The sequence below is a fragment of the Peribacillus sp. Bi134 genome, assembly GCF_918698065.1.
Classification (GTDB): Bacteria; Bacillota; Bacilli; order Bacillales; family DSM-1321; genus Peribacillus.
Map to the genome: position 1 here is coordinate 17,336 of NZ_CAKKLN010000012.1, position 25,030 is coordinate 42,365.

A 25,030-nucleotide genomic window follows, 5' to 3' on the forward strand; every position below is an offset into this window, starting at 1 on the left:
CAATCCCCCTTAATGAACCATGTTCGGATCGAAGTGAACAATAGGACGGCTTTCGATGATTCTTTGTTCGATTTTTTGAACGGTTTTGTATAATGGACTATCCGCATTCTTCAAATCGTACTTTTTATGGAAAAAATTATATAACGTTAAATCCCTTAGCTTTAAAAATAGAGGAATCGTTTCATATTCTATAGGCGCAAGAATATTTTCCGTCTCATAGCCTTTTATGAATTCCCTCATGAACTTGGCAGCATATTCATCGAGCCCTTTTGTCCCTTCACGTTCCAAGCTCCACATCAGATAGTACAGAGGTATGGCCAAATCACTGGCAAACCAATGATAAGAACAGTCATCAAAGTCAAAAACATGAATCTTCCCCTCATGAAAATGGAAATTGCCGTTATGTATATCAGAATGAATCAATCCAAAATTATCTTGATGAACCGGAAGGGCATTTAACTTCTTCGTGACTAATTCTTGTTGGCGCATCAATTGCTCCGGTACATCGGATTGAAAGAGCTGAGCATTCAATAATTCTTCTTCATGCCAATCCAGCCTTTTATATTCCGCTTTTGGCTTATAACTTTTAGTTTGTTTGTGCATTTGGCCAATGGTTCTTCCCCATTCAAAAAATAAAGGTTCATTGAAATTTTCATCGGTGACTTTCATTCTTACACCAGGAGCTTTTTCAAACAGGCAACAATAAAATTCTGAACCATCCGAGCCCTTTACAATTTCAACTAAGTTATTATTTTTCGAAAAGAGAACCTTAGGAATTTCACTACCATTATTCTGTAAATGCTCAATCCACTTTAACTCAGCAAGCACTTGAGCTTTTGTACGATGTGATTGATGTGTCATTCTTAAAATGTATGGCGTTCCATCCCTGTAAACCTCAAATACGTAGTTCTCTGCATCTCCAAGTTTAACCGGATTCCCCGCATTCACTTGAAAAAAATCTCCAGCCAATTTCACCAATTCATTAGAAAAAATCCGTTCTACAGCAGCTTCCATGATCTTCACTCCCATAATGATATTGCTAACTTATTATTAAAAACGATTTATACTATGCTTTATACGATACCAAGATGCCTTTTCCCTTTATTTGTATATTATTGTTTTTTATAAATCTAAAAGATAAAGCTTTTGAATAATAAGTTATTAGCAGTTCCTTCTTCCTTTTTTCAAAAAAAAAAAACGCCCTATAGGGCGCGTCCAAAAATCAAGTTTCCTTTTCTTCTTCATTTGCTATTTTATTGAACTTCAAAATCGTTTCTTCAATTACTGGATTATTGAATTCCTCTTGGATGGCTGATTGTACAAACTTATCTTCACCATTCATTTCATCCCAAGCATTAACTCTGTAATCTGGATCCCGACGATTTGATTTACCGTTTTCCTCATTATTTGACAACTATCTTCACCTCTTAAATATAGTGGAATTCGAACCATTCATAAGCCTTTTAATACTCTTCCTTGATTGAAATGGGTGAACCCGTTGATGTATGTTGATTAACCCAGTCGAGCGACACTTTTGAAACGGCATCCCACTCGGGTATTTGAGCTTTATGTTGTTCCACCCAGCTCATGCAATACTGCGGATCTATATTGCCTTCTTCGGATTTTGCCAAGAATGACTGAATTGTGGTTTCCGTACAATTTTCCCAAGAACCACAGGTATCCTGCCAAATATGTTCCATTTTCATTTGTATATTTTCGTTAGCCATTTGGTTTCCTCCTTAATTAAATGTTACATTTTGATATCTTAATTAAGTATGTCCAAGGCTAAATAAATCATTACAAAAATTTGGGTTTTTCAGCGAAAGAATGAATTTACAGTCGTAAAAATGATGAATAAACTGATTCCGATGAACAAAAACCGCCAGAACCAATAACTGCTTATGAAAGGAAAATTATTGTCTTCTTCAATCTCCTTTACACCCTTATACAGCCAATTGTATTGAAACAAACCAAAAAATAGAAACACGACTCCCGTTATAAAACAAAAAAACAAACTAGCATTTCCAACACTTCATCGAACTCCTCACTTTTCATCCTGACGTAAACATCAAAATAAGGACTTTTGTTCAAACTCTGCAGCAGAAGGATATTCTCGTTAGTAAAATGAGTAGTTCAATATATTTTTTCAAAGGAATTGGATTCGTTATTATACTTGCAATAAAAGTGCCAATTTCTATAAGTTGTTAAATTTCGTGGGTATTGGAGCATTTGCGGTGAGTTTGGGGCTTATTCTTGTGAGTTTCAGCGATTTACTCTTGAATTTCGAACTTTTACTTGTGAATCGTCGGGAGTTTTGGCAATTTACTCGTGAATTTCACGTGTTTACTCGTGAATTTATCTTAAATTGATCTCTTCTTACTTAAAATGTTAATAATCCAATACACATAGTGGACAACGTGTCTACATTCACTCCATTTACTCCATAAAATGGCACAAAAAAAGCTGAATACTCAGCTCTTTTTCGTCGCTATTCTTACTCACAGCGTTTTTCTAAATGAGTAGCACCATTTATCATAATCTAATTTCTCTTCATAGAAACGGTGGGCTTCGTTTCGCTGGATTCCAGATTCCAATGCAACATATGCAGCTCCGTTTTCTTTTGCCCAGTTATGAATATAACTTAATAACTTCTCTCCATATCCAAATGAGCGGTGTGCAGAATCTGTTACAAGGTCATAAATAAATACATGACGTTTATTATAAAAGTTCACTCTCCAGCTTAAACCGGCCAAGGATACAACATGGTTATCCTTATATAAAGCATACAGACAATACCCGTCCTTCCTCATTACTTCAAGTAACTCCAGGTATGTTTTTTGAGTTAAGTCAGTACGCAACTGATTCATGATTGGAAAGGCTCTAACCATTGTTCTTTTTTGGTCAATTCTTGTATTGTTCCTGTCGAATTCATATTAACACCCCTGAAATTTTTATTTAAATGTAATTCAACTTTGAACACCGTAAGTCCTTCTTCACTATATTTTTGTAATCGTTTGCAGATGGAATCGGTGGGAATGTCGATGTTTAACCGTACTTTTTAACGGCTAAAGTATGACTAGATCAATAGTTTAAGAGGAGGAGATTTATTTGAATATATATGAACAGCAAAAAAATGGACAGCCCGGACAAACACAGGACAGACAGCCTGGCATTGAATCTGAGATGACTCCACTTCCGATTCAGCCAAAGGATTACATAGGAAGCGGTAAGCTTAAGGACCGCGTTGCTTTGATTACAGGAGGAGATAGCGGCATCGGACGTGCGGTTGCCATTGCTTATGCAAAGGAAGGCGCCCATGTGGTTGTGAATTATTTAGATGAGCACGGTGATGCCGAAGAAACAAAGCAGCTGATTGAAGCGGAAGGTGTTCGCTGCCTCTTGCTTCCAAGTGACGTTTCCGTGGAGGCAAATTGTAAGGAATTGATTAAGAAGACGCTGGACGAGTTCGGAAAGCTGGACATCCTCGTCAATAATGCAGCAGTGCAATTCCCGACGGAAAACATTGAGGATATCACGGACGAGCAATGGGACAAAACGTTCCGCACCAATATTTATTCAGTATTTTACATGAGCAAGCACGCGATTCCTCATATGAAACAAGGCAACTCAGTCATCAACACAACATCGATCAATCCTTACAGAGGCCATGCAACTTTGATGGATTATACAGCGACAAAAGGAGCAATCGTCGGATTCACACGCAGCCTTGCACAGAATGTGGCTAAAAAAGGGATCCGGGTCAATATGGTTGCACCAGGACCGATTTGGACTCCGCTCATCCCTGCGACATTCGACGAACGATCCGTTGCCGAATTTGGTACCGAAGCACCGCTTGGCCGCCCCGGGCAGCCAGCAGATCATGCAGGTGCCTACGTGCTGCTGGCATCTGATGAAGGTGCCTATATAACAGGACAGTGCATTCACATCAATGGCGGGATCACGATGTCCTCATAAACCCAAAACGACCGAAAAGCATGGTGCTTTTCGGTCGTTTTCATTTCAAAATTTAATTTCCTATGCCGGGCGAATTCATCAATACAATTCTCCAACCATCCGGATCTTCAAAAGTAACACCTGATTTTTCCCAATATGGATTTTCCGGAGAAACCGGTTCATAGCCCATACCTTTCAACCTATTCGTGATTTCCTCAATGGTTTTACGTTCAGGAATATAAAAGACAAGCAGATTATCTTTTGATGGGGCAGGACAAGGACTGCCATCCTTATGTTGAGTAAACTCCAGATGATAGCTGGAATCCGGAAGCCCGATCATGATGCCGTCATATCCCTCGTGCCCTTCGAAAGAGCCGATTTTTTTCAAACCTAATCCTTCACAATAGAAGTGTATAACCTTTTTTAGTTGATCAGTAGGACGTGCAACCCGGATCTGCGCTACTTTCATTTCAGTTGGCCATTTACTTTCCATTGTCCCATCCCTCTCTGAAAATCGAATTAAATTTCTTCTTTCAAATTACTTTTACCAATATTCATGCCAAAACCTAATGCAATCGCCGCACCTAAACAACTGAAAAGACAGCCAGCTCCCAAGAAAATGGTTGGATTTGATTCACCAATCATCACTGAAGCTATACCTCCAATTGCCGGAAAAAGGGCAACCATGTATCCACTTTTCGCCCCGCCTATCTTTTCTACAAGCTTGAGGTAGAATAGCCAAGCTCCAAAGGAAGCGAATATAGTTAAATAGAACAAAGCAGATAAATATGTAATGGATGTCGGTATAGTGACTGCTTGTCCTTGGATGAACACAATGGCCGCCAAAAGAATTCCTCCTGCTGCAAATCCAAGTACATTGGCATAGATTGGGTTCACTTTCTTCCTGGCATTTCTAGCTGAGCTTGCATCGCCCAATGCAGTGAGGATGGTACCAAGAACAGCCATCATGATGCCCTTTATATCATTGAATCCATGAATATCATGTAAACTCGGATAAATAACAATACAAACAGCCAGCACACCAATTATCCCGCCAATTAAGATACGTGAATGCAATGGTTCCTTCAAAAAAACACGAAGGGCAATGGGCGTTAAAATGACTTTCAATGAAAATATTAACGTAGCCATTGCCGCTGAACTTAAGATAGTGGCGTAATAAAGGCATAAATAGCTTAAAGCAAAATTACAAATTCCAAACACAATAATAAATGGAACATCCTTTTTCTTGGGTTTTCCTTTAGGTCTAAGAATGCACAATAAAATAAAAAATAGGATTGCCGTCAAACCTAAACGATATGTTAAAGATAATTCTAAACTCACAGGTGTACCTTGAATCTTAACCGCAATAAAATTAAGTCCCCATACTAATAAACAAAATATGTACATAAAGTTAGTCATAATAACATGACCAATTTGCGATATTGCCCCTTTCTTTCAGTTTATGAAACTCGTCGTAACTGATTTTCCCATCCATAATTAAACCGCCTTCTATTAAAAATCACATATGTAATAATAAAGTAAATATTACCAATTCAAAGGGGATTGTCAATATATAAAACTACATTCCGAAAAGCCCTCCAGTTAATTTGGAGAGCTTTTCATTGGCAAACGACTATTAGCACAAACTCTGTAATTGAGTTTCGAAAACATTCCATCTGATTTCAGAAATCCGCTCCCTTTCCGCCGACTGTCTGCCGAGCCTCCTCGGCACAAGCGCCTGTGGGGTCTCGGCTAGCCAGTTATTCGGCAGGAGTGTCGCAAATTTCTTCGATCTATTCCGACCTTCAGGGTTCGGGATGCGATTCCGATTCCCTTTTGTCTAAAAACTGTGGCCCACGACTATTAGCCTTTATAGCTAACTTGTCCAGTTTCAACCAGTTCCTTCAGTCCCATAAACATTAAGTTCCAGCCATGTTCAGATCCATCGTGATACTCTCCAAGAGCTTTTTCAATATCGGATTCTGTCCAATTTTCTTCATGAGGAACGATGATTTTTTGTAAAAATGTCATTTCACAGCCCTTTTGAAGTTCTTTCAGTTCAACTGTAATTGTATCTACTAATTCACTGAATTGCGGCATTTTAAAAGTGAACACTAATTTATTGGGAGGGTCCATTTCAAGGTACTCCCCTATCGCCCGATAATCTTTTCCATCGCGATGATCAATAATTTCCCAAGTACCTCCCACTTGAGGATCATTTTGTGCCACCTTATTTGTCCCTTCCAATGTAAAAAACCATTTTCTCATCATCTCAGGGTTCAACCATGCATCAAAAACCATTTCAGGCACTACATCAAAATTTCTTGTCATCTTTAAAGTGGTTGTTGAGTATTTTTTCATTTACATGCTCCTTACGTCAATTTTATGGGTTTACCTTTTTACATACTTTTCAATTCCTCTTTTGAGACAGCACGCCAACCGTTTGCTTCCAGTTTCTCTATATAGGTTTCCATCCTGATTTCCTTAATCTCAATCGCAAGCGGGTGCAGCGAAACAAAACATTCATTTGAAGCATAATTAATCGAAACCTTTACAACTTCATATCCATTATGAAATCCTGAATCGAATCCTGGATCATCCATTATATCCCCTTTAACAGGACGAATATCAGATTCAACTGTTTTCATCATTGATATACCATTTTCTTGTTCTTTTATTGATGTAATGAAAATCATTAAATTTATATTCATTGCAGTCTCCTTTTCTCTATCCTTTAGCGCCCGGCGCCCTTGCTCCTGCATTGGAAAAATGCTGCCGCGGCTTATTGGGATAAAGCGCCTGCCAGTTCTATAAGACTTTGGAATTCACTTTTTCCTTTTTCATATTTTGAAACGAATAGATATCATTTATACCTTTATATAGTTCCCCGTTCTTGGAGAAAATCGCACTTCCATTTGGTATAGCATATATCTTTCGTTCATTTGAAAGGGGAATTAATTCTCCATCTATATTATCCTCGTAATGGACCTCAACGCTAAACCCAACTAATCCTAAGCCCTTGATCACTACCGTTACTGGGTAGTCTTTATCTTTTGTTATTATGCAATCATTACAGAAGGCTAATGAACCCGCACTATATCCGATGATTAAACCTTGAAAGTCTTTGATAATTGGGACAAGTCCTTTTTCTTCTATAACATGGATTAACCTTTCTGGCTTTCCACCAATAAAGTAAAGAATATCATGTTCTTTTATAGACTTTTTCATTTCTTTGTCTGAAAGGTCTTCGTTTAATAATTCAATACTTACATTCTCCATGATTGAAAAGGCTTGTTTTATACTTGCCATCCAACTTTCATACCTGGAATTGTCGGTTGCAAAAGGGATAATTAAAATCTTAGCATCACGTTTAATCATTTTTGAAAGTTCCAGGAACACTTCACCTAATTCATTATCCGTGTGATTTCCGCCACCAATAAAACAAATGTCCATATATGTCCCCCAATTTTTCACATGCTATTCTCTTAAAATATTCTATGTAAATAGGACAATACCTTTATATGTCACTACTCTTCAGCTAAATTGCCCCTTTAGCTCCACAAAAAAAGGCTGCCGCAGCAACCTTCCTTATTGAAGTAAAGCACCTTTAAGACTTGTAGACACCACCACAAGTAGTGATAGGAACGTTTAATAGAACTCTTCCTGAAAGTAGTGATCAATAATTTCTATAGCCTTTTGCTTAAGCGTTGTTTGTTTTATATGAGTAAGTTCATAAACTGTATAATCCGGGGGTGAATCTGTAAGTTCATAAATTTTGTAACTTCCACGTTTAATTGCTTCATCAGCTATCCATTTAGGAACTATAGCCCACTGTAATGGATCTTGAAGTAGATGTAGAAGCAAATGAGTACTGTCTAGTTTTATACGTGAAATCGATAAAGGATCCCACCAATAAGAATGCCAAGATTGATATTCAACTCCCCACGGCATGAATAGTTCGTAATCAGAATCTAATTCTTTAGGATGGAGCTTTTCCGAAATATAACAACTTATATCTGAAGTTTGAAGAACAACCATAGGTGATGTAAAGCACTTTTTAACATTTACATTTGGATGGACTCTTTTTCTAAGGGAATAGGCCACATCAATATGTCTATTTTCAACTTCAGAGTATAGATTATCGGAATGTAAGGTTCGGATTTGAAGTTTAATTGGAGGATGATGGTTACTTAGTTTTTTAAAGACTTTTGGTAAAACAAATGTATTAACACTATCAACACCACCAACAATCAAGGGTAATTGTGGGCCTTGCGTTTTTAATAGCTTCGCTTCTTGTCCTAAACGACTCCATTCTTTCGCTAATTTATAAAATTCCTCACCCAGAGGAGTTAAAATGATTTGTTTTATTCCTTTCCCGCGTTCAATTAATTGAACCCCAATTTCTTTTTCTATTACCTTTATTCGTTGACTTACGGTAGTTTGCGCTAAATGTAATTCTTCTGCTGCACCGCTAATGGTTTTTGTTCGAACGACTGCGAGAAAGGTATCAATAGAATGAAAATCCATTATTCTGCCTCCAAATAGCAATATTTATGTTATTAAATAGCTAATTAATTCGTTTTACAATCTCATTTTCTATATTTAATATAAAGTTAATTAATTATTTTGTCTAATTGAATTGGAGGAATGTATCTTGAGTTGTAAAGTTATTTATTTTGAAAAAGTATTCACAGCAACACATGAAATAATAAATACATTCAAAAGTTTGGATATGGAGGTTAAATACTGGATTGACTTGGATGATGTAAAAAAAGAGCAAGCATTACATGAAGCAAACTATTTAATTACAGCATCTTATCCTATTACGAGAGAGTTATTAGAAAAAGCACCCAATGTTAAATTGATTCAAAAAACTGGAAGCGGTGTTGATAATATTGATTTAAATGCTGCTAGTGAATTTGGAATCCATGTAGCCAGTACACCGGGAGCAAATTCAAACAGTGTTGTCGAATTGACCATCGGCATGATTATAAGCCTGTACAGAAAACTTCATTTCTTAGATCGAGTAACAAAAAGTGGTGAATGGAAAATGTGGGAATACCGCCCATCAATGTTCGAAGTGAACGGTAAAATCCACGGGATAATCGGTATAGGAAACATAGGAAAAAAAGTTGCAGCATTATCGAAGGCTTTTGGAACTAACGTTGTTTATTATGATGTGAATAGATTATCAATTGAAGAGGAGAAAAAATTAGGGTTAACTTATGTAACTTTTAATGATTTATTATCACAGTCAGATATTATAAGCCTCCATATTCCTTTAATACCAGCCACAAGGAACTTGATTGGTGAAAAGGAATTGAAACTCATGAAGTCTTCAGCAATTTTAGTTAATGTAGCCCGAGGTAATATCATTGATGAAAAATCACTTGCCGAAGCATTAAAATGTAATCGTTTACTTGGCGCAGCCATTGATACCTGGTCATCTGAACCCATAAATTCAGATAATCCATTATTAAAACTTGATAATATACTTGCTACTCCTCATATTGCAGGGGGGACTAGGGATGTGTTGGAAACTGTACTGCGCTTATCCTTTGAAAATATAAGAAAAGTAGAAGATGGGAACATGCCTGATAATTTAGTGAAATTGACTTCAGCATCAGTTTAACTCTATAAATTGAATGTAAAAATAGAAAAGAGGACCTACATTATGTCTAATATTGGAATGCGTGTGTATTCAAACATTAATCGTCCAACTAAAGAAGCAGTAAACGAGTTTAAAGGGTTACCCGTATCTGTAATTGCTGATAATATGAACCGTATGTTTTGCATGAATCCTAAAATTCGTCCAATTAATGATAAGCCATTACTTGGGACTGCTTTTACAATTAAAACACGTCCCGGTGACAACCTCATGCTTCATAAAGCACTTGATCTTGCTCAACCCGGCGATATATTAGTTGTTGATGCTCAGGGGGATTTAACAAATGCAATCATGGGCGAACTAATGGTATTGTGGGCTCAAAAAAGAGGATTAGGCGGGTTTATAATCGATGGTGCCATTCGTGATGTCGGAGCCTTAAGAAAGATGGATATCCCAATCTACGCAGCAGGAGTCAATCCACGGGGTCCATATAAAGACGGACCTGGAGAAATTAATGTTCCTATTTCTTGTGGCGGAGTAGTGGTTCATCCTGGAGACATTGTAGTCGGCGATGATGATGGTATTGTGGTCATTAACCCGCAAGATACGGATGAGTTAATAGAAAAATCTAAAGCTAAGTTACTTAAGGAGAACCAGGAAATGGATGATATCATGAATATGACGTGGGATCGAACTTGGGTTGATAAAAGTCTTCAAGACCGGGGCTGTGAAATTAAAAATAAATCATCCAAAGTAAAAAAATCTATTATAGGTAATCGAGACTAACTATGGTGTATGTTAAAGTTCTTGTAACTTAGCATGTTCTCACGGTACCTCTTTAAGTTGTGCGTTGTTATATAGGTAGATACGGAGGTAACCCTCTTCTGTGAATTACTCTGGAATTTTCCAGACATTTATCATGGTGTTTGGAAATTAGACCGGAGTTCTCCATTCCTTTATACACTATACTTACTAACAATTTAAATTACAAAAGAAGGAAATCGTTACTGTGCCAAATTATTTATGAGGAGGGGAAGAAATCTAATGCAGAATTCATTACAAAAAAAGACTCGATTTCGTTGGGTAGTCATGTTATTAATTTTTCTAACTTATATGATCGCTGGTGCAGACAGGGCAAATATCAGTGTAGTCATTCCATATTTTCAAAAAGAATTTGAATTGAGTAACACTGATATTGGTGCAATGGCTAGTCTTTTTTACATCGGATATGCAATTATCCAGATTCCAGCTGGGTTCATCTATAGTAAGTTTGGGACACGAAAAATATTCACCTTCTCTATGATTGTTACTTCGGCTGCAACATTATTTATCGGAACGGCTAGTTCTGCTCTTCAACTTAAAATTGGCAGAATATTACTAGGTGTTGCAGAGGGACCACTTCCAGTCGGAATTATTTCCACGATTAACCGTTGGTTCCCTGGAAAGGAAAAGGGAACTGCGACAGGAATTTATATGTCGGCAATCAAGTTCGCTCCTGCCATAGTTCCTCCGCTGTGTGCTTACATCATTTATGCTTTCGGCTGGCGTGAAGTTTTCTATATATTTGCCATTCCGGGCTTTATCTTCGCTTTATTTTGGCTCTGGCTAGTAAAGGATAATCCGGAAGAAAGTCCACATTGCTCAAAAGAGGAAATAGATTATATCAAATTAGAAAAGCCTTCGACTATCGATGAGAAAATCAAAGGAAATAAGAAAAAATATTCGATGAAATGGGTAGACAAAATTATTCGTACCAAGAAAGTAGATTTCCTTGATACAAATAGGAAGGTTTTTCTTTCATGGAATATATGGGGATGTACGTTGGGGTACTTTTTCATGGTCGGTATTGTTTATGCGATTATGACTTGGATACCTACTTATTTGGTTAACGTCAAAAAGTATTCCATTATGGAGATGGGATTTGTTGCCTCCTCTCCATGGATAGGGGCCATGTTAGGTAATCTAATTGGCGGTTGGGTTTCGGATAACATCTTTAACAAACGTCGAAAACCTCTTATGATAGTGACTGCAGCATCGACAATCTTCAGCATGTATGCATTGTTGTACGCCCCAAATGACCCAATGTTTTTAAGTATCGTTCTTCTTATTACGGGTATTTTGTTGAATTTGGGATATTCAGCGTTTTTAGCGTATCCTATGGGGATTACATCCAAAGAAAAATTGCCCCTTGCCGCTTCAATTGTTAATACTGGAGGATCGTTAGGTGGTGCATTTGCTCCGTTTGTAGTAGGTTTGATCTTAGATTCTTTTAATTGGAATATGGTATTCATGTTTTTATCAGTAAGCTCTTTAATGACCTTTATCCTCCTCTTTACGATCATTGAACCAATGGAAAAGACTAAACTGGCGATAGAAAAAGATGACCATGAAATAGCTACATCTTGACTATTTAATCTGAAAATGTATCCGTTTACATCATTCTTTTCAAAGATCAACCAGTAAAAATCGCTGGTTGATCTTTTTTAATATTAATGACCCTTTAGCTCCATAATAAAAGGGTGCCGCAGCACCCTCATTTAAACCCTTGCCTATTTTCTCAAATATACGACACTGTCGTTTCTGTCTACTCGAAATTTTCAATCATCCTTAATATTAAGCATATAGCCAGCATCCTCAGATTCAAAAATATACCATATCCATTATTCTAAGCGATAACCATATAAATAGCAGACCACTTTTCCATCTTTCAAAAATACAAATTGATTCATTCCTTCATTTACAATAAAAAAGAATTGCCACTAAGAAAATGCCACCGATAATTTATTTTAAATATCGTATTGACCTATAAATTCAAAAATCTCATCAACAGCTTGGTGATATCCACCCGATTTTTGAAAGGATTCGCTTATATTTGAAACAGATTTATGGTAAGATGGGTCGTTTAAAACATGATCTGCGGCCTCACGCAGTTGATTTGCAGTCAAGCTTTGCATTTGTAATTTAATACCGGCTCCGATATTGGCAACTTGCCCTGCAATTATGGGCTGATCCGCGCTTTGTGGGATTACAATTAGCGGAACCCCGTAGTAGAGACCCTCATTGGTACTATTCATTCCACCATGTGTGATAAATAATTTAGTGCATTTTAGCACTTCCGTTTGTGGAACATATTTTTTCACAATGAAGTTTTTGGGGATCTCTCCTAATTCAATTAGTGGGGTTTGTTGACCGACCGACATGACAACCGTGTGATTGCTATTTCCAAATGCTTCAAAACAAAGCTTATAAAAATCAAGAGACCGGTTAAAAACTGTTCCAAGAGAAATGTAAATGGGACTTTTTCCTTTGATATCAGCAAGGTCAAAGTTATCCTGCTTTAACCGTGAAGAGATGGATGGACCTACAAATTTGTAAGTTTGGTCAAATGCTTCTTTAAAAGGTTGAAACTCCCTAGTTGTATAAACGATTGAAAGTGGTGCAGGATTACAAAAAACTTCGTAAGTAGAATGGATCTCCACATCATATTTTTCCTTCACCATTACCGTCAGTCTTTGAAATTCATCGTGTATAGGTTTAACTATTTCTGGAGGAATTTCTTTAGAAAGCTGTTCCAGCATTTTATCGAATGATGCTTTTGTCTGCGCAAAAGAAGTACAAGAATTGATTGCGGGAAGCTTAAGGATTTGGGCAAGTAAACGTCCACAGCCAAACATGGAATCATGGATGATGTAATCAAAATGCTCTCCTTTGATCTGTTCAAGAACGCTAGGGATGACGATATCTACCGTATTTAAAAGACCGTTGATTCTTTCGAGTAAATAATTTCTTCCGCCTGAGAGAAAAGCTTCTATAAATTTTTCACCGTCAATTGTTCGTACAGTAGCTCCCGTCTTCTCGATACGTTCTCGAAAAGATTCTATCGTAAAGTACACTACCTCTTCTCCACGCGAAATAAGCTCTTGCACAACCCCAATAGTTGGATTGATATGTCCTTCTGACCCAGCATTAATAAATAAAACACGTGCCATTTTACCACTCCTTAAATAAATCTGTAAGAGTATGGTCACTGTCCCAAACCCTTCCAAACTCAAATAATATAAATTTATCATAGTACAATACTGGAAAATCTCAAATTCTTAATCACCCTTGTTTTGGTACATTAGAGGAGCTTAGCTGAAAACGGCATTCCACTCATTAATAAAGACTAAGTCCTCAACTCACTGCATAATCGGAGATTAATCAACCCGTAAGCTTATAATTTTCAAGTTAGATCAATAAATAATACATCAATGCCACCGACTGCTGAATCATCATAATTGGAATATTAATATCAAATGGATTATTGAACAGCATCTCAAAGACTATGTAATCGTGCTCATTATGTAACTGGTTATTTTACCCAAGAGAAATGTCTACAATTTCAACCATTATAATACTTGAATGGATAATAAAAACGAATAATCAATAATATTAAACTTTAAATTAATATTATTGAATTTTTTTATTAAAAATTTAAATTTTATTATTTATATTTTCAATTCCTTGTTTTATAATCGAATTAACTAAAAGGAAGGGATTTCATTATGGCTTATAAATTAATCACAAATTGCCCTGTTTGCAGTAAAACATTGAAAATTACAAAGTTGCAGTGCTCTCATTGTCACACTACGATTGAAAATGAGTTTGAAATATCTAAGCTGGCATCCTTATCAAAGGATCAGCTTCATTTTGTGGAAGTATTTTTAACATGCAGAGGGAATATCAAAGAAGTTGAAAAGGAACTGGGGATTTCGTATCCAACGGTTCGAGGCAAGCTAACTGACATCATTTCATCCCTTGGATATGTACAGAAGAAGAAAAATGAAGTGGACGAGAAAAAAGTTGTCACCATGTTGGAAAATGGCGAAATCACAACAGAAGAAGCCATTAAGCTCTTAAAAGAGGAATAGGGAGGAATTTATCATGAAAGAGGAAATTACAAGAGTGTTAACAATGGTTCAAGAAGGGAAGATTGATGCAGATAAGGGATCAGAACTGATTCAAATATTAAAAGAGAAAGAAGAAACAGGTAACAAGCTTCTTGAAAAACCGACTAAATATTTAGATAAAACCTTAAAAGTTCGTGTTGTATCCGCCGAAAATGATAATGTCACGGTCAATTTGCCTATAAAACTTGTCAAGGCAGTATTAGTGGCTGGACACAGCATCGCAGCGAGTATTCCTCAATCGGAAAAATACGTTAAAGATATAGACATAAGTCTTATTATTGAAGCAATCGAAAACGAATTAGATGGCCAAATTGTTGATATTAAATCGGCAAACGGGGATACCGTTTCAGTCATCATTGATTAGTGATTCGCTTATGATGCATGTTAAAGTGAAAGCGAAAGGCGTTCGGTTTACCCTTCCAATTCCATATGCCATTTTAAACATTGTTATTTCAATTTTATCTTCAAAATTTATTCAGCAAAATGCAAACAAATGGACAAAAGTGCACTTCGAAAGAAAAAAACTGGACTTTACCTTTCCACTAATAGACAAAAAAACGCTAAAGCCTATCGTCAAGGAACTGAAAAATTATAGGGGGATCGTGCTAGTAGATGTCAAAGCTAAGGACGGTACTGAGGTTAAGGTTAGACTATAATTTATCATGGAATACACCGACCACTGACTGGAATATTGAAGAAAAGGCCTAATTTTTCGCTTACAATACCGAGAAAATTGTAAAAAGACAATAAAGTTATTTAATTTTTAAACCTCAAACAAGCATAACCCCGTTCTAAATATAGGACGGGGTTAAAAAAACGGAAAAATCTTTATTGATACCGTACCAGTGCCTTTTTGCTTTTTTCAACCATTTTCAAATCCCTCCTATAAAAAGCGACTGATTGTTTCCACTAATTTTTGAGGAAACGATTTAAGGTCAGTCATATCGAGGAATCTCTCTCTTCCGTGTAATTCTGCAATCTTTTCTTTATCTTCTCCGATAGCAACAGATAGGAATAGCACGTCTTTTCTTTCATATTCACTAATAACTGATCGGATATCCACCCTCGCTGCATCCCCTGAATAATTAGGCATGGCTTTTGGTTGCCCATCACTAATATTTATCAATAACTTGGTAGAAGCGATTTGTTTCGATAATTTTTCTGCCAATATTCGTAAATTAACACCATCACGATTATTTTGGCGAGGCTTCATTGTCGCAATTTTTCCTATAACCCCTTCGTACCCATCATCAAACTCTTTGTACGAGTATAGTGAAGTCATTTCCCTTTTACTAATATCTGCAGTGTCTCCATAAATCATCAAAGGAACATTTAACATTCTACAAAACTCTGTTAAAGCGATTATTGCTTTTTTGGCACTCTCCATTCGTTGAGCCCGAACCATGGAACCAGACTCATCTATACGTATCGCTATAGCTAGAGAGGGATTATCAGTTGGAGGATTTTTTTTATCAAAGTAACGATAGTCTCCCATCACAACCTTAGAAGCATTAAATCGCGTACCGTATAACTTCCCTGGAGTGTATGTTACTGACTCTTCTTTTTCTAATACAGCAAGAATTTTTCTTGCCATACTCTCCACAAGAGGTGTTATTTCCTTTTTAATATGTTCTGCTTCACTCATACTTTCCTTCGTTGCATGAGGGCGGTGGATAATGATCCCTTCTTTTTGATGAATCGTGTTTTTCATAAGCGTTCGAGCTTCTTTATTCAACTCTTTTTTCTTATCAGCTTCTTGCTTCTCTAGTATTTCCGGCAACTGTTTTACTTGTTGCTGAGAAATACCTGTTTGAGATTCCTCATGCTCTTTTCCTTTATTACTATCGATTTCAATGTCCTTTGATCTCTTTTCAGAAAAAATCTCTAAGGGTTTCCCTTTTTCTTGTTGAGGCAGAGCGGAATCACTATTTTGAATTTCCTCCTCTTCTTTTGTAAAATCAATGGAAGATGTATCTTTTTGAAGTTCCTCCTCACCGTCTTGTTGTTCCACATAATTATCTACCATTGGTGACCCTGGAGGAGCTTGCGGTTTGTTCATTGGATTCTTTTGATTCAGTAAATAAGATTGAATACGCTCCAATAATTGACTGCTTTCTAATTCTTTTTCTAGTATTCTAATCTCAGTTTCATCGGTGGTAATTTTATAGATGACTTTTTGATAAATAGAATCAAAGATATTTTCTCCTTGTTGCACTGCATTCACCCAATAGAAATAACTTCTCATTCCTGCTACACCCTTGATTCCATTAGCTTTTGAAGTAGCATCTAATAAAATAATGATTTCAGCCATCATTGCTAATAGCTCTTCATCTGCAAAACCAACTTTACTGAGAGCCCGGTTGACCATCACTCCCTTAGAAGGAAGATTCATTCGTTCCGTGTGTTGAACTCGATCACGTAATGATTCATTAAGGGGTCTATTCCCCTGATAATTTCTATTGGTTGTAATAACTACTACAGCATCGTGGTGCCGTTTGATCATTCCAGTTGGAGTATTTAAAATACCATCAATTTCAAGAGCAGAATTCAATGCAACTAAAACCGATGCATCTCTAATGACAGTAGGTTCTTGTATCTCTAACAGGTAGCCTTCTTGTAGTGCACGAACAATTTCTGATGGATAATACTTATATGTTACATTCTTACCGGTGTCTTTGATTTTCTTTTCAAGTTTTGCCAAGTATTCTTTCGTTTCTGCCATATTTAACTGTAGATAGGAAGACAAATTTTCTAAAAGCTGCTGAGCCGTGCTATTATTTTCAAAAAACTGAATTATTTTTTTATCTTCCACTTGTGCTTCTTCCATTACTGGCAAAAGTGAGCCAAAAACATCTGATTTATCCATGTCGGCAAAACAGGTAATTTTCGTATATGGCAATCGAAGATCATGAGAGAGAGCTTTGGCAAGTTGTGTTTTACCTGAGCCAGCATCCCCCTCTAGCAGTACATTGATGACTCGCAGTTCTCCATTATGCCAATTCCTATTGATTGTATCTGCAACACGTAATTCCTCCACACTTTCTTGATGGCTAGGAGACTTTTTCCAAATCATTTGTTTTTCTTCTTCTGTAAATTTTCTGCCATCTGAAACGACAAATCCTCTTATCATTTTATGATTCTCCTTACCGATATCCCATTTCCTTCATAATATCGTTGATGATTCTAAATCTTTCTCCCAAAATTTCGCCATCCGATTGCAACATATCATAAAAATATTGAATATCTTTATCTAAATTCTCATTTTTTGTGTCAATTTCTAATTGCATCTTATTTCCCTGCAACCCTAAAGCAGTAACGATTTGATTTTCAGGATCATACAGCTTTTCAAATTTATAAGCATCTCTAAAATATAAGTTGGTCGATAAAATAAGGATGGCTAAATCTAAAATTCTAGTGGCAGATAACTCAATTTCTTGAGCAGAATCATCAGTCATTACAATTTTTCCAACGATATCTCCTGTTCTAGGAGATTTCCCCTGTAGCATTCCTGTGCTTAACGATTCGATTTCTTTACCATAGGCAGCCTTACCATCTACTTTGTCGTAATTTTCAACAGTGATAATTGATTTATACTTATATTCATCTTTATTCATATCATTGCTCCTTTTTATTTTTTCGTTTTTTTCCTTCCCCCAATACGATGTTCCGGCAAAAATTTCTGCTTAGAAATCCTAATTATCTTCTTATTTAAGATTTCTGATAAACATAGGACAGGCGAAATTCATATTTTAAACACCACATTCCACTCTCGCTAATTAACAAACATTATATTATTATGTTTATTATATTGCAAACAAAAGTTAATTACGTTTATTGTTATGCATAATAAAATTGATTATGTTTAAATAATGAAGATTTCACGATTTTTTTGGAACGCATTATTAGAAGAAGAACGGGGTATATTCGAGAGTCTGATTTATATATGTCTCTTATACGTATTTATCCTCATGAGACGGTATAAAAAAAAGGATCTTCAAAACTGAAGGATCCTTTTTACTGCTTATTTAATATAAGTGGAGGAGATAGTTGAAGAAGAAAAGGATTTTCAATACAACTATTGCACTTTTGTATATCTTTATTAATTGATTACCTTTGCTGTAGTACATTTTTTATCCTATAATGATGCGCTCTTTGGGATAGTGATACGGATGTTTAACTGGTTTGCCTCCCATACTGAATAAGAAGGTAAACATCCCGATTTTCCCTATAAACATTAAAATCATGATTACGGCCTTCCCAGCAGTACTCAATTCCGGTGTAATGCCAAGCGAAAGGCCTACAGTGCCAAAAGCAGAGGAAACTTCAAATAAAATTTCCATTAGGGAAAAGGCAGATTCAATGCATGCAAGAATGACAACTGCCAAACTGCACAGTATCATACCTGTTGTGAAAACGATGAATGACTTGATGATATCTTCCTCATCGATCTCCCTTTTGAATATTTTTATTGTTCTGTTCCCTTTCGCATAGTTGTAAATGGTAAGCAGCATCACAGCAAACGTGGTGGTTCTTATCCCACCCCCAGCACTGCTGGGGGATGCCCCTATGAACATAAAAATACTCAGTAACAAAATGGTAGGCACTGAAAATTGGTTGACGTCGCTGATCGCCATTCCGCCAGTCCTTGAAGATATCGAATAAAACAAAGAATGGACAAAGGATTGATGCCAGGTTTCTGAATAGAAATGACTGTACTCAAACAGATAAGTGAAAATGGCTCCGATTACGATCAGTATGAAAAAAGTTACGGTTGTAATTTTTGTGAACAAGGTGAACCGGAATGGCATCTTACCCTTATGCCTCAGCCACTGACTTACCTCCATTAGAACAGGAAACCCAAGGGATCCGATAATAAAGAGTACTATATTAAGGGTCAGGACAAAATAATCGTCTGCAAACGGAATCAGTGATTTTCCTGTGATATCAAAACCGGCATTTGTCGTAGCAGACACAGAGGCGAAGAAACCCTGCAAATATGCCTCTTGCCATGTTGGGAAATACTTCAAAAAATATGTACCGAAGACAATAGCCCCTAATAGCTCAATCATGACAAAGAAAAAGAAGATCATTCGTATGAACCGAACAATCCCGGAAAAAGTGGGGCTGTTTTGTTCCGTCGTCATGAGTATTCTTGCCCTGAGTCCTATTTTCTTTCCTGATGCAAGCCATAGTATTGTTCCGAAAGCCATGATCCCAATTCCACCAAACTGGAGGATGATTGCAAAAATAAACGTACCGGGAACACTAAGCAGCTGGCTTACATCTACCGGAGATAATCCTGTTACAGTTACCGCACTAATAGAAATGAATACTCCATCAATAAATGAGAGCTCTGCATTCTGCGTTTGAGTAATAGGAAGCAGCAATAAAATGGTTGAAACCACTACAGCCACTAGGTAATAAAAAACAATTATTTGAGCAGCAGATAGTCGTTTTGTTAAGTTCTCTATTTTACTATTCATTTCTCTCCAATTTCTATATGTTTTTTGACAAACATAAACCTATTTGTACTAACGTACCATTACACAATTCAACTTATAGTAATTTGTCCATTAAATTAAGAAAATAAACTACCCCGTTGAAGAAGACCTCAAAGGAACGAATGAATATGTTATACAACTCTATTTTAGGTAGTAGCTAAAAAAGCCAAACCCATGTGTATCAAGGGGTTTGGTTCTTAGTCATTTATTATCGTATATTCAGGATTTTATACAACCTTGATGTAGCAAGGGTTTGCTAGATGATCAATAAAACCACTAGATTAACCACTAGAGCTTTTTCTATTTCAATCATTGATTTATCTAATTATGAAGGCTGTAGGTCCATAATAGTATACTTTTACGAACAATATGTAATTAAGCAGCATGCTAAAAACCCCTTAGGCCTCAAGGGGTTTAATGTCTTTCGTTTTTATTGTTTATGTATGTATGTATTTATACATCGTTGGACATTAACATTTTGACTTCTGACCACATAAAAAAACTAGTTTTAACAAATAAAAAAGGACATTTCCTAAGCCCTCTTCCTAGTATCGGCCCCGCCTACGCCAGATACTATGACAGCCACACATGCCATCCAACCCATTATCATTATAATGGAAAGCGCTTACATTTTCAAGGATTTAATAAAAAACAATGACTTTGATTTACTTTCAAAAGGCCGCCAATTGACAGCCTTTTATGGTTGATACATCACTTTTGACCTCGTGTTCCTCATATTCTTGTTGATTAATTGATTATACCTTCTTTAACTAACCTTCCCCGATATTTTAAGTGCATTTTTCCACAATCTTATGGTTTGACCAGTAAATATTAAAAAAACACTCTAAAAATATAATTTTTTTTAACACATAATTGAGGATTCGTGATTAATTTAGCTTTCGCCATTCCTCGCTTAAATCTTACATTGTTTAACCATTCAACAATTGCTTTTGCATCATAATTAGGGTGAATTCTTTCCCCATTTTCTAAAGCCCAATGTTCTGTATTCTTTTCCTCGTCAAAAATCCAATTTAGAAAGTCCTCCTGAATACTATTCATCTTCCTACCTACTTTTGTTGAACAAGAAAGGTATTGAATAAAATCGTCACCAAAGTCAATTTTTATTATCATAAGAGTTTAACTCCTTAAAATCGTTTTGAAAATTAAGGCTATTATAGCATTCCTTATTAAACCGTTAGTTCCATAAGAAACAGCTGCCTTAAAGACAGCTCCGATCTTGAATTAACGCACCAAGTTTAAGACTTTTTAAAACTAATCACCTATGGCAAATATATGTTTTTTTCGCTCTAACGCTTCTATGCAAAAAAATTTTAATTCATTAATCTCGTCTCTATACAATATTGTTTCACCATAAATATTAAGATTTAGAAGTAAACATAACTCGTTATTAGAGTCCTTTTCCTTGCTTAAAAGATATGAATGTATTCCCTCTTCAAATTCTACATATGTTTCTTCCTTATACGTTTCTTTATAAGTGTTAGCTAAAATGAAATTGATTCCACACATTTACTTCACCCTTCCCTGCCTATTTCTAACTATTTTAGCAGCTTGTACTCAAGTCCCTTATTGAACAAACCTGCCCCCGATAGTTCCATAAGGAAAAGCTGCCTTAAAGACAGCTCCGATCTTCAGCTAACGCACCCGTTAGTTTATGTACAATATTTCACAAAGTTCAAATTAAGTGGGCTCATTTTTCTTAAATCACTAAATAGTGCCTTCAATCCAAATGGGCGAGGCACTATTAGTAATTACCTAATTACTGTTCTAAGTAACGATTAAGGCATGATTTTGTTATTCATCTGTTTTTTTACTAGTTAATCAAAATAAAATCTAATTCACTTCAGTTCATGGTTCTTCTTATTTATATATAATATTTATCCGCTAAGGGACCAATATAAACTAAAAATTCGAAACAATACGACGAAGACTAAACCTTATATATATCCTCTTCGTTTGGTAGAGAAGAAATCGCTCCTACCTTCGTACATACGACGGCACCTACTTTATTTGCAAAAAGAATGATTTCTTTAAGTTTACTAAAATCACTAAGAATTGTGTCATAGGACTCAAGATTTGCAAATTGAAATAAAGCAGCACCGACAAATGCATCACCGGCACCAGTTGAGTCAATTGAATTTACTTCGACGCTGTTTATTACACTCATTCCACTTCCATTTGAAAGAAGAGTGCCTTCACATCCAAGGGTAACAGCCACTATTTTTGCTCCTAAATGATGGAGCATTGCTATTCCATCATATTTATCCATTTTTCCCGTGATTAGTTCAAGCTCTACTTCGCTTACTTTTACAAAGTCAGCCATTGATATACCCTTTCTAGCTAAACTAATAAATTCAGCCACTCTATTTTTCCATAAATCATGTCGGAAGTTAGGGTCAAACGATAGAAATATCCCCCTATTTTGTGCAAATTCCATTGCCTTTAAATAAGTTGTTTTAAAAGGGTTTTCCAGAAATGCAGTTGCAGATCCAAAGTGAATGATCTTTGCACCACTTAATCTATCTGGGTATAAGTTATCCTCTGTTAAATTTCGATCCGCTCCTCTATTGAATACAAAATCCCTTTCACCATTTGCTTGTAAAGAAACAAATGCTAAAGTAGTTGGTGCCAAATCATCAGTAACAATCATCGATGTATCAACCCCCACCTCTTTTATCGTTTCTATTAAAAATAATCCAAATGGGTCATTTCCTACTTTTCCAATAAGACTTGCTTCCCCACCTAGCCTTGAAATAGCAGCTGCGACATTCGCTGGTGCACCCCCTGCTTTCTTTAGAAAATGATTACCTTCCATTAAATTAACATCAATATCTGTACAATAAAAATCGATCAAAAGCTCCCCAACGCATATGACTGCGCGGTTTGTTTTATTCATTTACATTACATCTCCATTCTTGTGATTTAGGTAAAATGAAAGGCTATCGATCATTTTCGACAGCCTTCATAAACTCTTACTATCAACCCATCTTTAATAGGATTGAAATTTAGTCTTTATCTTTTCCATATACTCTTTAAAGGGTATATTTTCAAAGACTTTAATGTAACTTCTCCACCCTTGCTATAAATTTGTAATCCTTTACTTGATGGATCCGGGAAAATTTGATCAGAAATAACCGTTTCACCTTTGTTTCCAAACACTTCTACAGCAGATCGGTCAATGAAAATATGCATTTTCACAGTCCCATTTAATGCATTTAACGGTCCGTCATGCTTACCGACCACATTGTTCCCATAATCAAAGCTTCCTGAATTTGAACGGTCTACGAATAATTGTTTGGTGGCAACATCATAGCCAATAGTCGTATATTCAGTTGCTCCTTTACGAACTTGAAAGCCGAATTCAGTTGCTTTTATATCATCTACATCAAACTCAGCTATCATTTCAAATGTATCTTCTGATAGTTTAGATAGGAGATTACTTTCACCAGATATGACTTTATTTTTATATGAAATTTTTTCACCCTTATCTCGAATGGTTTTTAAAGAAACTGGTGTTTGTTTTAAACGTAAACCTTCATCTGTCTGAGTTAGCTCCATCTTTCTTGGCAATGTCGTTGAACTTCTCCAAGTCGAAGTTGGTGTATGATTTGCATACAGCCAATTACTCATCCAGCCAATCCAATATTTTTCGCCATTCTTACCATCAATTCCGCTCCAATCTACTGCGGCATAATAATCTGCCCCGTAGTCAGTCCATAACACTTGATCGGAAGAATTTTCATTTTTAAACGTTTTCCCGTCAAAGGTACCTACAAAATATTGCATACCTGACCCGCCTGCAGGAGCGCCATCATTAATGCTTACCTGTAGTACCCATTTTGTTTTTGAAGGGTCACCATCAATTGGTAATTCGATTAGAGTAGGACATTCCCAAATCCCTCCGTTACTACCATGAGTAGAAGGTATCCACTCTCCAGAAACAGCAGACCAGTCTGTAAGGATGCCGCTTTCTTTCGAATCGTCTTCCTCAGGCTCTTTGGCAACTTGGTCTACTTCATTTGGCATGGCCCCTTCATTATAAACATTAACATCATCCATGTTTAAATGACCCCAACCACCTGTAGCTTGGTCTACAGCTTTAATATATAACACTTCTCCAATGTAGTTAGAAGCATCCCAGACGTATTTTTGATATTTTTCTTCTTTAAATTTGGTATTGGCTTGTCGAATTAATTCTTGATCATCAGAGGCTCTCACTAACGAAACATAGCGGTTGTTGATATCATTACCACCGCCCAACAGAAAGTTGATTTCTCCAGAGCCACCTAGTTTAAAATATGAGGAGTGCAGTTCACCTGTTGCGTCATCTCCCTTTTGAAGATCAGTAAACCCCCATAGGTGGTAGTTTCCTTGGTGGCCGAAATCCCCTCCCCAGTAAGATGGTACATTTGTCACATGATCTTTTGTGAAAGCATTACCTTCGATTGTACTCCACCCAGTTAGATCACCTGTCTCAAAATCATGATTAGTAACTTCCTTCTCATTTGTCATGATGTTCTTACCAACTTGAACATCTTGGAATAACGTGGATGAATTCCAAACATTTAAGCCAAAATGTCCTGACGAAAAAGTTGAATCATTTACATCATGAATGAGATTACCATCTAAAAAAATTTTAATATTTTTTCCATGAGTGCTTGCTTTTAAATGGTACCTTTTATCTGTATCTAGATTTATTGTTTTTTCAGCTAGAATGGATATGTCTCCATTTTCGATTTTCATGATTTTTATTGTATCGTTTAAAGCATCGATATTTGCCATATAACCGTTTGTTGCATGAGGATCTGCACGAAAAACGAGCGAGCCGGCTCCATTGCCACCTTTTTCCCCAGATATCTCAATGTTTGCTTCATAAAAAAAGTTATCCCCTGTTTGACCACTCATTACAAAAGCATCCTCCGTAGAGGTTCCACTTTTTCCATCCATCGTGTTCTCCCAGCTTCCATTTACATTTGTCCATTTTGATAAATTGGTTTCAA

24 protein-coding genes are annotated in these 25,030 nt (G+C 36.4%); 7 read left to right on the forward strand and 17 right to left on the reverse strand.

Translation table 11 applies throughout. The annotated features are described in order from the left end of the window. Nucleotides 1-9 precede the first annotated feature (9 nt). The 4 genes from LQ188_RS23555 to LQ188_RS23570 all read right to left on the reverse strand — a co-directional run bounded on the left by LQ188_RS23555 (nt 10) and on the right by LQ188_RS23570 (nt 2,867). Nucleotides 10-1,014, reverse strand: coding sequence for a phosphotransferase (locus LQ188_RS23555; RefSeq protein ID WP_157831167.1), 1,005 nt, complete (start codon nt 1,012-1,014; stop codon nt 10-12). A gap of 208 nt (nt 1,015-1,222) precedes the next feature. Further along, complete coding sequence (locus LQ188_RS23560) at nt 1,223-1,414, reverse strand: hypothetical protein (protein WP_101225760.1); 192 nt, start codon at nt 1,412-1,414, stop codon at nt 1,223-1,225. Between the two features lie 49 nt (nt 1,415-1,463). After that, nucleotides 1,464-1,727 carry a hypothetical protein gene (locus LQ188_RS23565; RefSeq protein ID WP_230178538.1) on the reverse strand — a complete coding sequence of 88 codons (264 nt, stop codon included), beginning with the start codon at nt 1,725-1,727 and terminating at the stop codon, nt 1,464-1,466. A 771-nt stretch (nt 1,728-2,498) separates the two neighbouring features. After that, nucleotides 2,499-2,867: a GNAT family N-acetyltransferase gene (locus LQ188_RS23570; RefSeq protein WP_230178539.1), complete on the reverse strand. Its 369-nt coding sequence runs from the start codon at nt 2,865-2,867 to the stop codon at nt 2,499-2,501. Between the two features lie 241 nt (nt 2,868-3,108). Here LQ188_RS23570 and LQ188_RS23575 point away from each other — a divergent pair, with 241 nt between their 5' ends. Beyond that, the gene (locus LQ188_RS23575) at nt 3,109-3,975 is read left to right on the forward strand and encodes an SDR family oxidoreductase (RefSeq protein WP_230178540.1); all 867 of its coding nucleotides are present in this window, start codon (nt 3,109-3,111) and stop codon (nt 3,973-3,975) included. Between the two features lie 52 nt (nt 3,976-4,027). On the opposite strand, the gene LQ188_RS23580 is transcribed toward LQ188_RS23575, so the two are convergent. From LQ188_RS23580 to LQ188_RS23605, 6 genes are all read right to left on the reverse strand, one after another. Continuing rightward, nucleotides 4,028-4,447 (reverse strand): VOC family protein, encoded by a 420-nt coding sequence (locus tag LQ188_RS23580; RefSeq protein ID WP_230178541.1) that lies wholly within the window; start codon nt 4,445-4,447, stop codon nt 4,028-4,030. Nucleotides 4,448-4,473: 26 nt separating this feature from the next. Then, on the reverse strand, nt 4,474-5,373 hold the full coding sequence (locus LQ188_RS23585; protein ID WP_230178543.1) for a DMT family transporter: 900 nt from the start codon (nt 5,371-5,373) through the stop codon (nt 4,474-4,476). A 444-nt stretch (nt 5,374-5,817) separates the two neighbouring features. Continuing rightward, on the reverse strand, nt 5,818-6,315 hold the full coding sequence (locus LQ188_RS23590) for an SRPBCC domain-containing protein (protein WP_230178544.1): 498 nt from the start codon (nt 6,313-6,315) through the stop codon (nt 5,818-5,820). Between the two features lie 38 nt (nt 6,316-6,353). After that, nucleotides 6,354-6,665: a hypothetical protein gene (locus LQ188_RS23595; RefSeq protein WP_230178546.1), complete on the reverse strand. Its 312-nt coding sequence runs from the start codon at nt 6,663-6,665 to the stop codon at nt 6,354-6,356. Between the two features lie 97 nt (nt 6,666-6,762). Then, nucleotides 6,763-7,407: a Type 1 glutamine amidotransferase-like domain-containing protein gene (locus LQ188_RS23600; RefSeq protein ID WP_101225753.1), complete on the reverse strand. Its 645-nt coding sequence runs from the start codon at nt 7,405-7,407 to the stop codon at nt 6,763-6,765. A gap of 195 nt (nt 7,408-7,602) precedes the next feature. Continuing rightward, complete coding sequence (locus LQ188_RS23605) at nt 7,603-8,481, reverse strand: LysR family transcriptional regulator (RefSeq protein ID WP_230178548.1); 879 nt, start codon at nt 8,479-8,481, stop codon at nt 7,603-7,605. 127 nt (nt 8,482-8,608) lie between these two features. On the opposite strand from LQ188_RS23605, the gene LQ188_RS23610 reads away from it, so the two are divergent. The 3 genes from LQ188_RS23610 to LQ188_RS23620 all read left to right on the forward strand — a co-directional run bounded on the left by LQ188_RS23610 (nt 8,609) and on the right by LQ188_RS23620 (nt 11,968). Further along, a complete protein-coding gene (locus LQ188_RS23610) occupies nt 8,609-9,586 on the forward strand; it encodes a 2-hydroxyacid dehydrogenase (RefSeq protein WP_101225751.1) in 978 nt (325 codons plus the stop codon). Nucleotides 9,587-9,628: 42 nt separating this feature from the next. Then, nucleotides 9,629-10,348 carry an RraA family protein gene (locus LQ188_RS23615; RefSeq protein WP_230178550.1) on the forward strand — a complete coding sequence of 240 codons (720 nt, stop codon included), beginning with the start codon at nt 9,629-9,631 and terminating at the stop codon, nt 10,346-10,348. Between the two features lie 258 nt (nt 10,349-10,606). Continuing rightward, a complete protein-coding gene (locus LQ188_RS23620; RefSeq protein WP_230178552.1) occupies nt 10,607-11,968 on the forward strand; it encodes an MFS transporter in 1,362 nt (453 codons plus the stop codon). A 380-nt stretch (nt 11,969-12,348) separates the two neighbouring features. On the opposite strand, the gene LQ188_RS23625 is transcribed toward LQ188_RS23620, so the two are convergent. Next, nucleotides 12,349-13,551 (reverse strand): macrolide family glycosyltransferase, encoded by a 1,203-nt coding sequence (locus tag LQ188_RS23625; RefSeq protein ID WP_230178554.1) that lies wholly within the window; start codon nt 13,549-13,551, stop codon nt 12,349-12,351. A 555-nt stretch (nt 13,552-14,106) separates the two neighbouring features. Here LQ188_RS23625 and LQ188_RS23630 point away from each other — a divergent pair. From LQ188_RS23630 to LQ188_RS23640, 3 genes are read left to right on the forward strand one after another with little or no spacing between them, the layout of a single operon-like run. After that, complete coding sequence (locus LQ188_RS23630) at nt 14,107-14,472, forward strand: DUF2089 domain-containing protein (protein WP_101225747.1); 366 nt, start codon at nt 14,107-14,109, stop codon at nt 14,470-14,472. A 13-nt stretch (nt 14,473-14,485) separates the two neighbouring features. Beyond that, nucleotides 14,486-14,875, forward strand: a complete 390-nt coding sequence (locus LQ188_RS23635; protein WP_063236560.1) for a hypothetical protein — start codon at nt 14,486-14,488, stop codon at nt 14,873-14,875. A 10-nt stretch (nt 14,876-14,885) separates the two neighbouring features. Then, on the forward strand, nt 14,886-15,167 hold the full coding sequence (locus LQ188_RS23640) for a hypothetical protein (protein WP_101225746.1): 282 nt from the start codon (nt 14,886-14,888) through the stop codon (nt 15,165-15,167). A 227-nt stretch (nt 15,168-15,394) separates the two neighbouring features. Here the strand turns inward: LQ188_RS23640 and LQ188_RS23645 are convergent, their stop codons facing one another. The 6 genes from LQ188_RS23645 to LQ188_RS27040 form a co-directional block, all read right to left on the reverse strand. Further along, entirely contained in the window at nt 15,395-17,641 is a 2,247-nt protein-coding gene (locus LQ188_RS23645; RefSeq protein ID WP_230178556.1) for an AAA family ATPase, read from the reverse strand. Nucleotides 17,642-17,654: 13 nt separating this feature from the next. Next, nucleotides 17,655-18,125, reverse strand: coding sequence for a DUF6530 family protein (locus LQ188_RS23650; protein ID WP_230178558.1), 471 nt, complete (start codon nt 18,123-18,125; stop codon nt 17,655-17,657). 516 nt (nt 18,126-18,641) lie between these two features. Further along, nucleotides 18,642-19,994, reverse strand: coding sequence for a TrkH family potassium uptake protein (locus tag LQ188_RS23655; protein ID WP_230178560.1), 1,353 nt, complete (start codon nt 19,992-19,994; stop codon nt 18,642-18,644). 849 nt (nt 19,995-20,843) lie between these two features. After that, a complete protein-coding gene (locus tag LQ188_RS23660; protein ID WP_101225743.1) occupies nt 20,844-21,143 on the reverse strand; it encodes a hypothetical protein in 300 nt (99 codons plus the stop codon). A gap of 817 nt (nt 21,144-21,960) precedes the next feature. Next, entirely contained in the window at nt 21,961-22,926 is a 966-nt protein-coding gene (locus tag LQ188_RS23665; RefSeq protein ID WP_230178562.1) for a carbohydrate kinase, read from the reverse strand. 116 nt (nt 22,927-23,042) lie between these two features. Continuing rightward, nucleotides 23,043-24,977: a GH32 C-terminal domain-containing protein gene (locus LQ188_RS27040; protein ID WP_363320617.1), complete on the reverse strand. Its 1,935-nt coding sequence runs from the start codon at nt 24,975-24,977 to the stop codon at nt 23,043-23,045. Between the last annotated feature and the right edge of the window lie 53 nt (nt 24,978-25,030).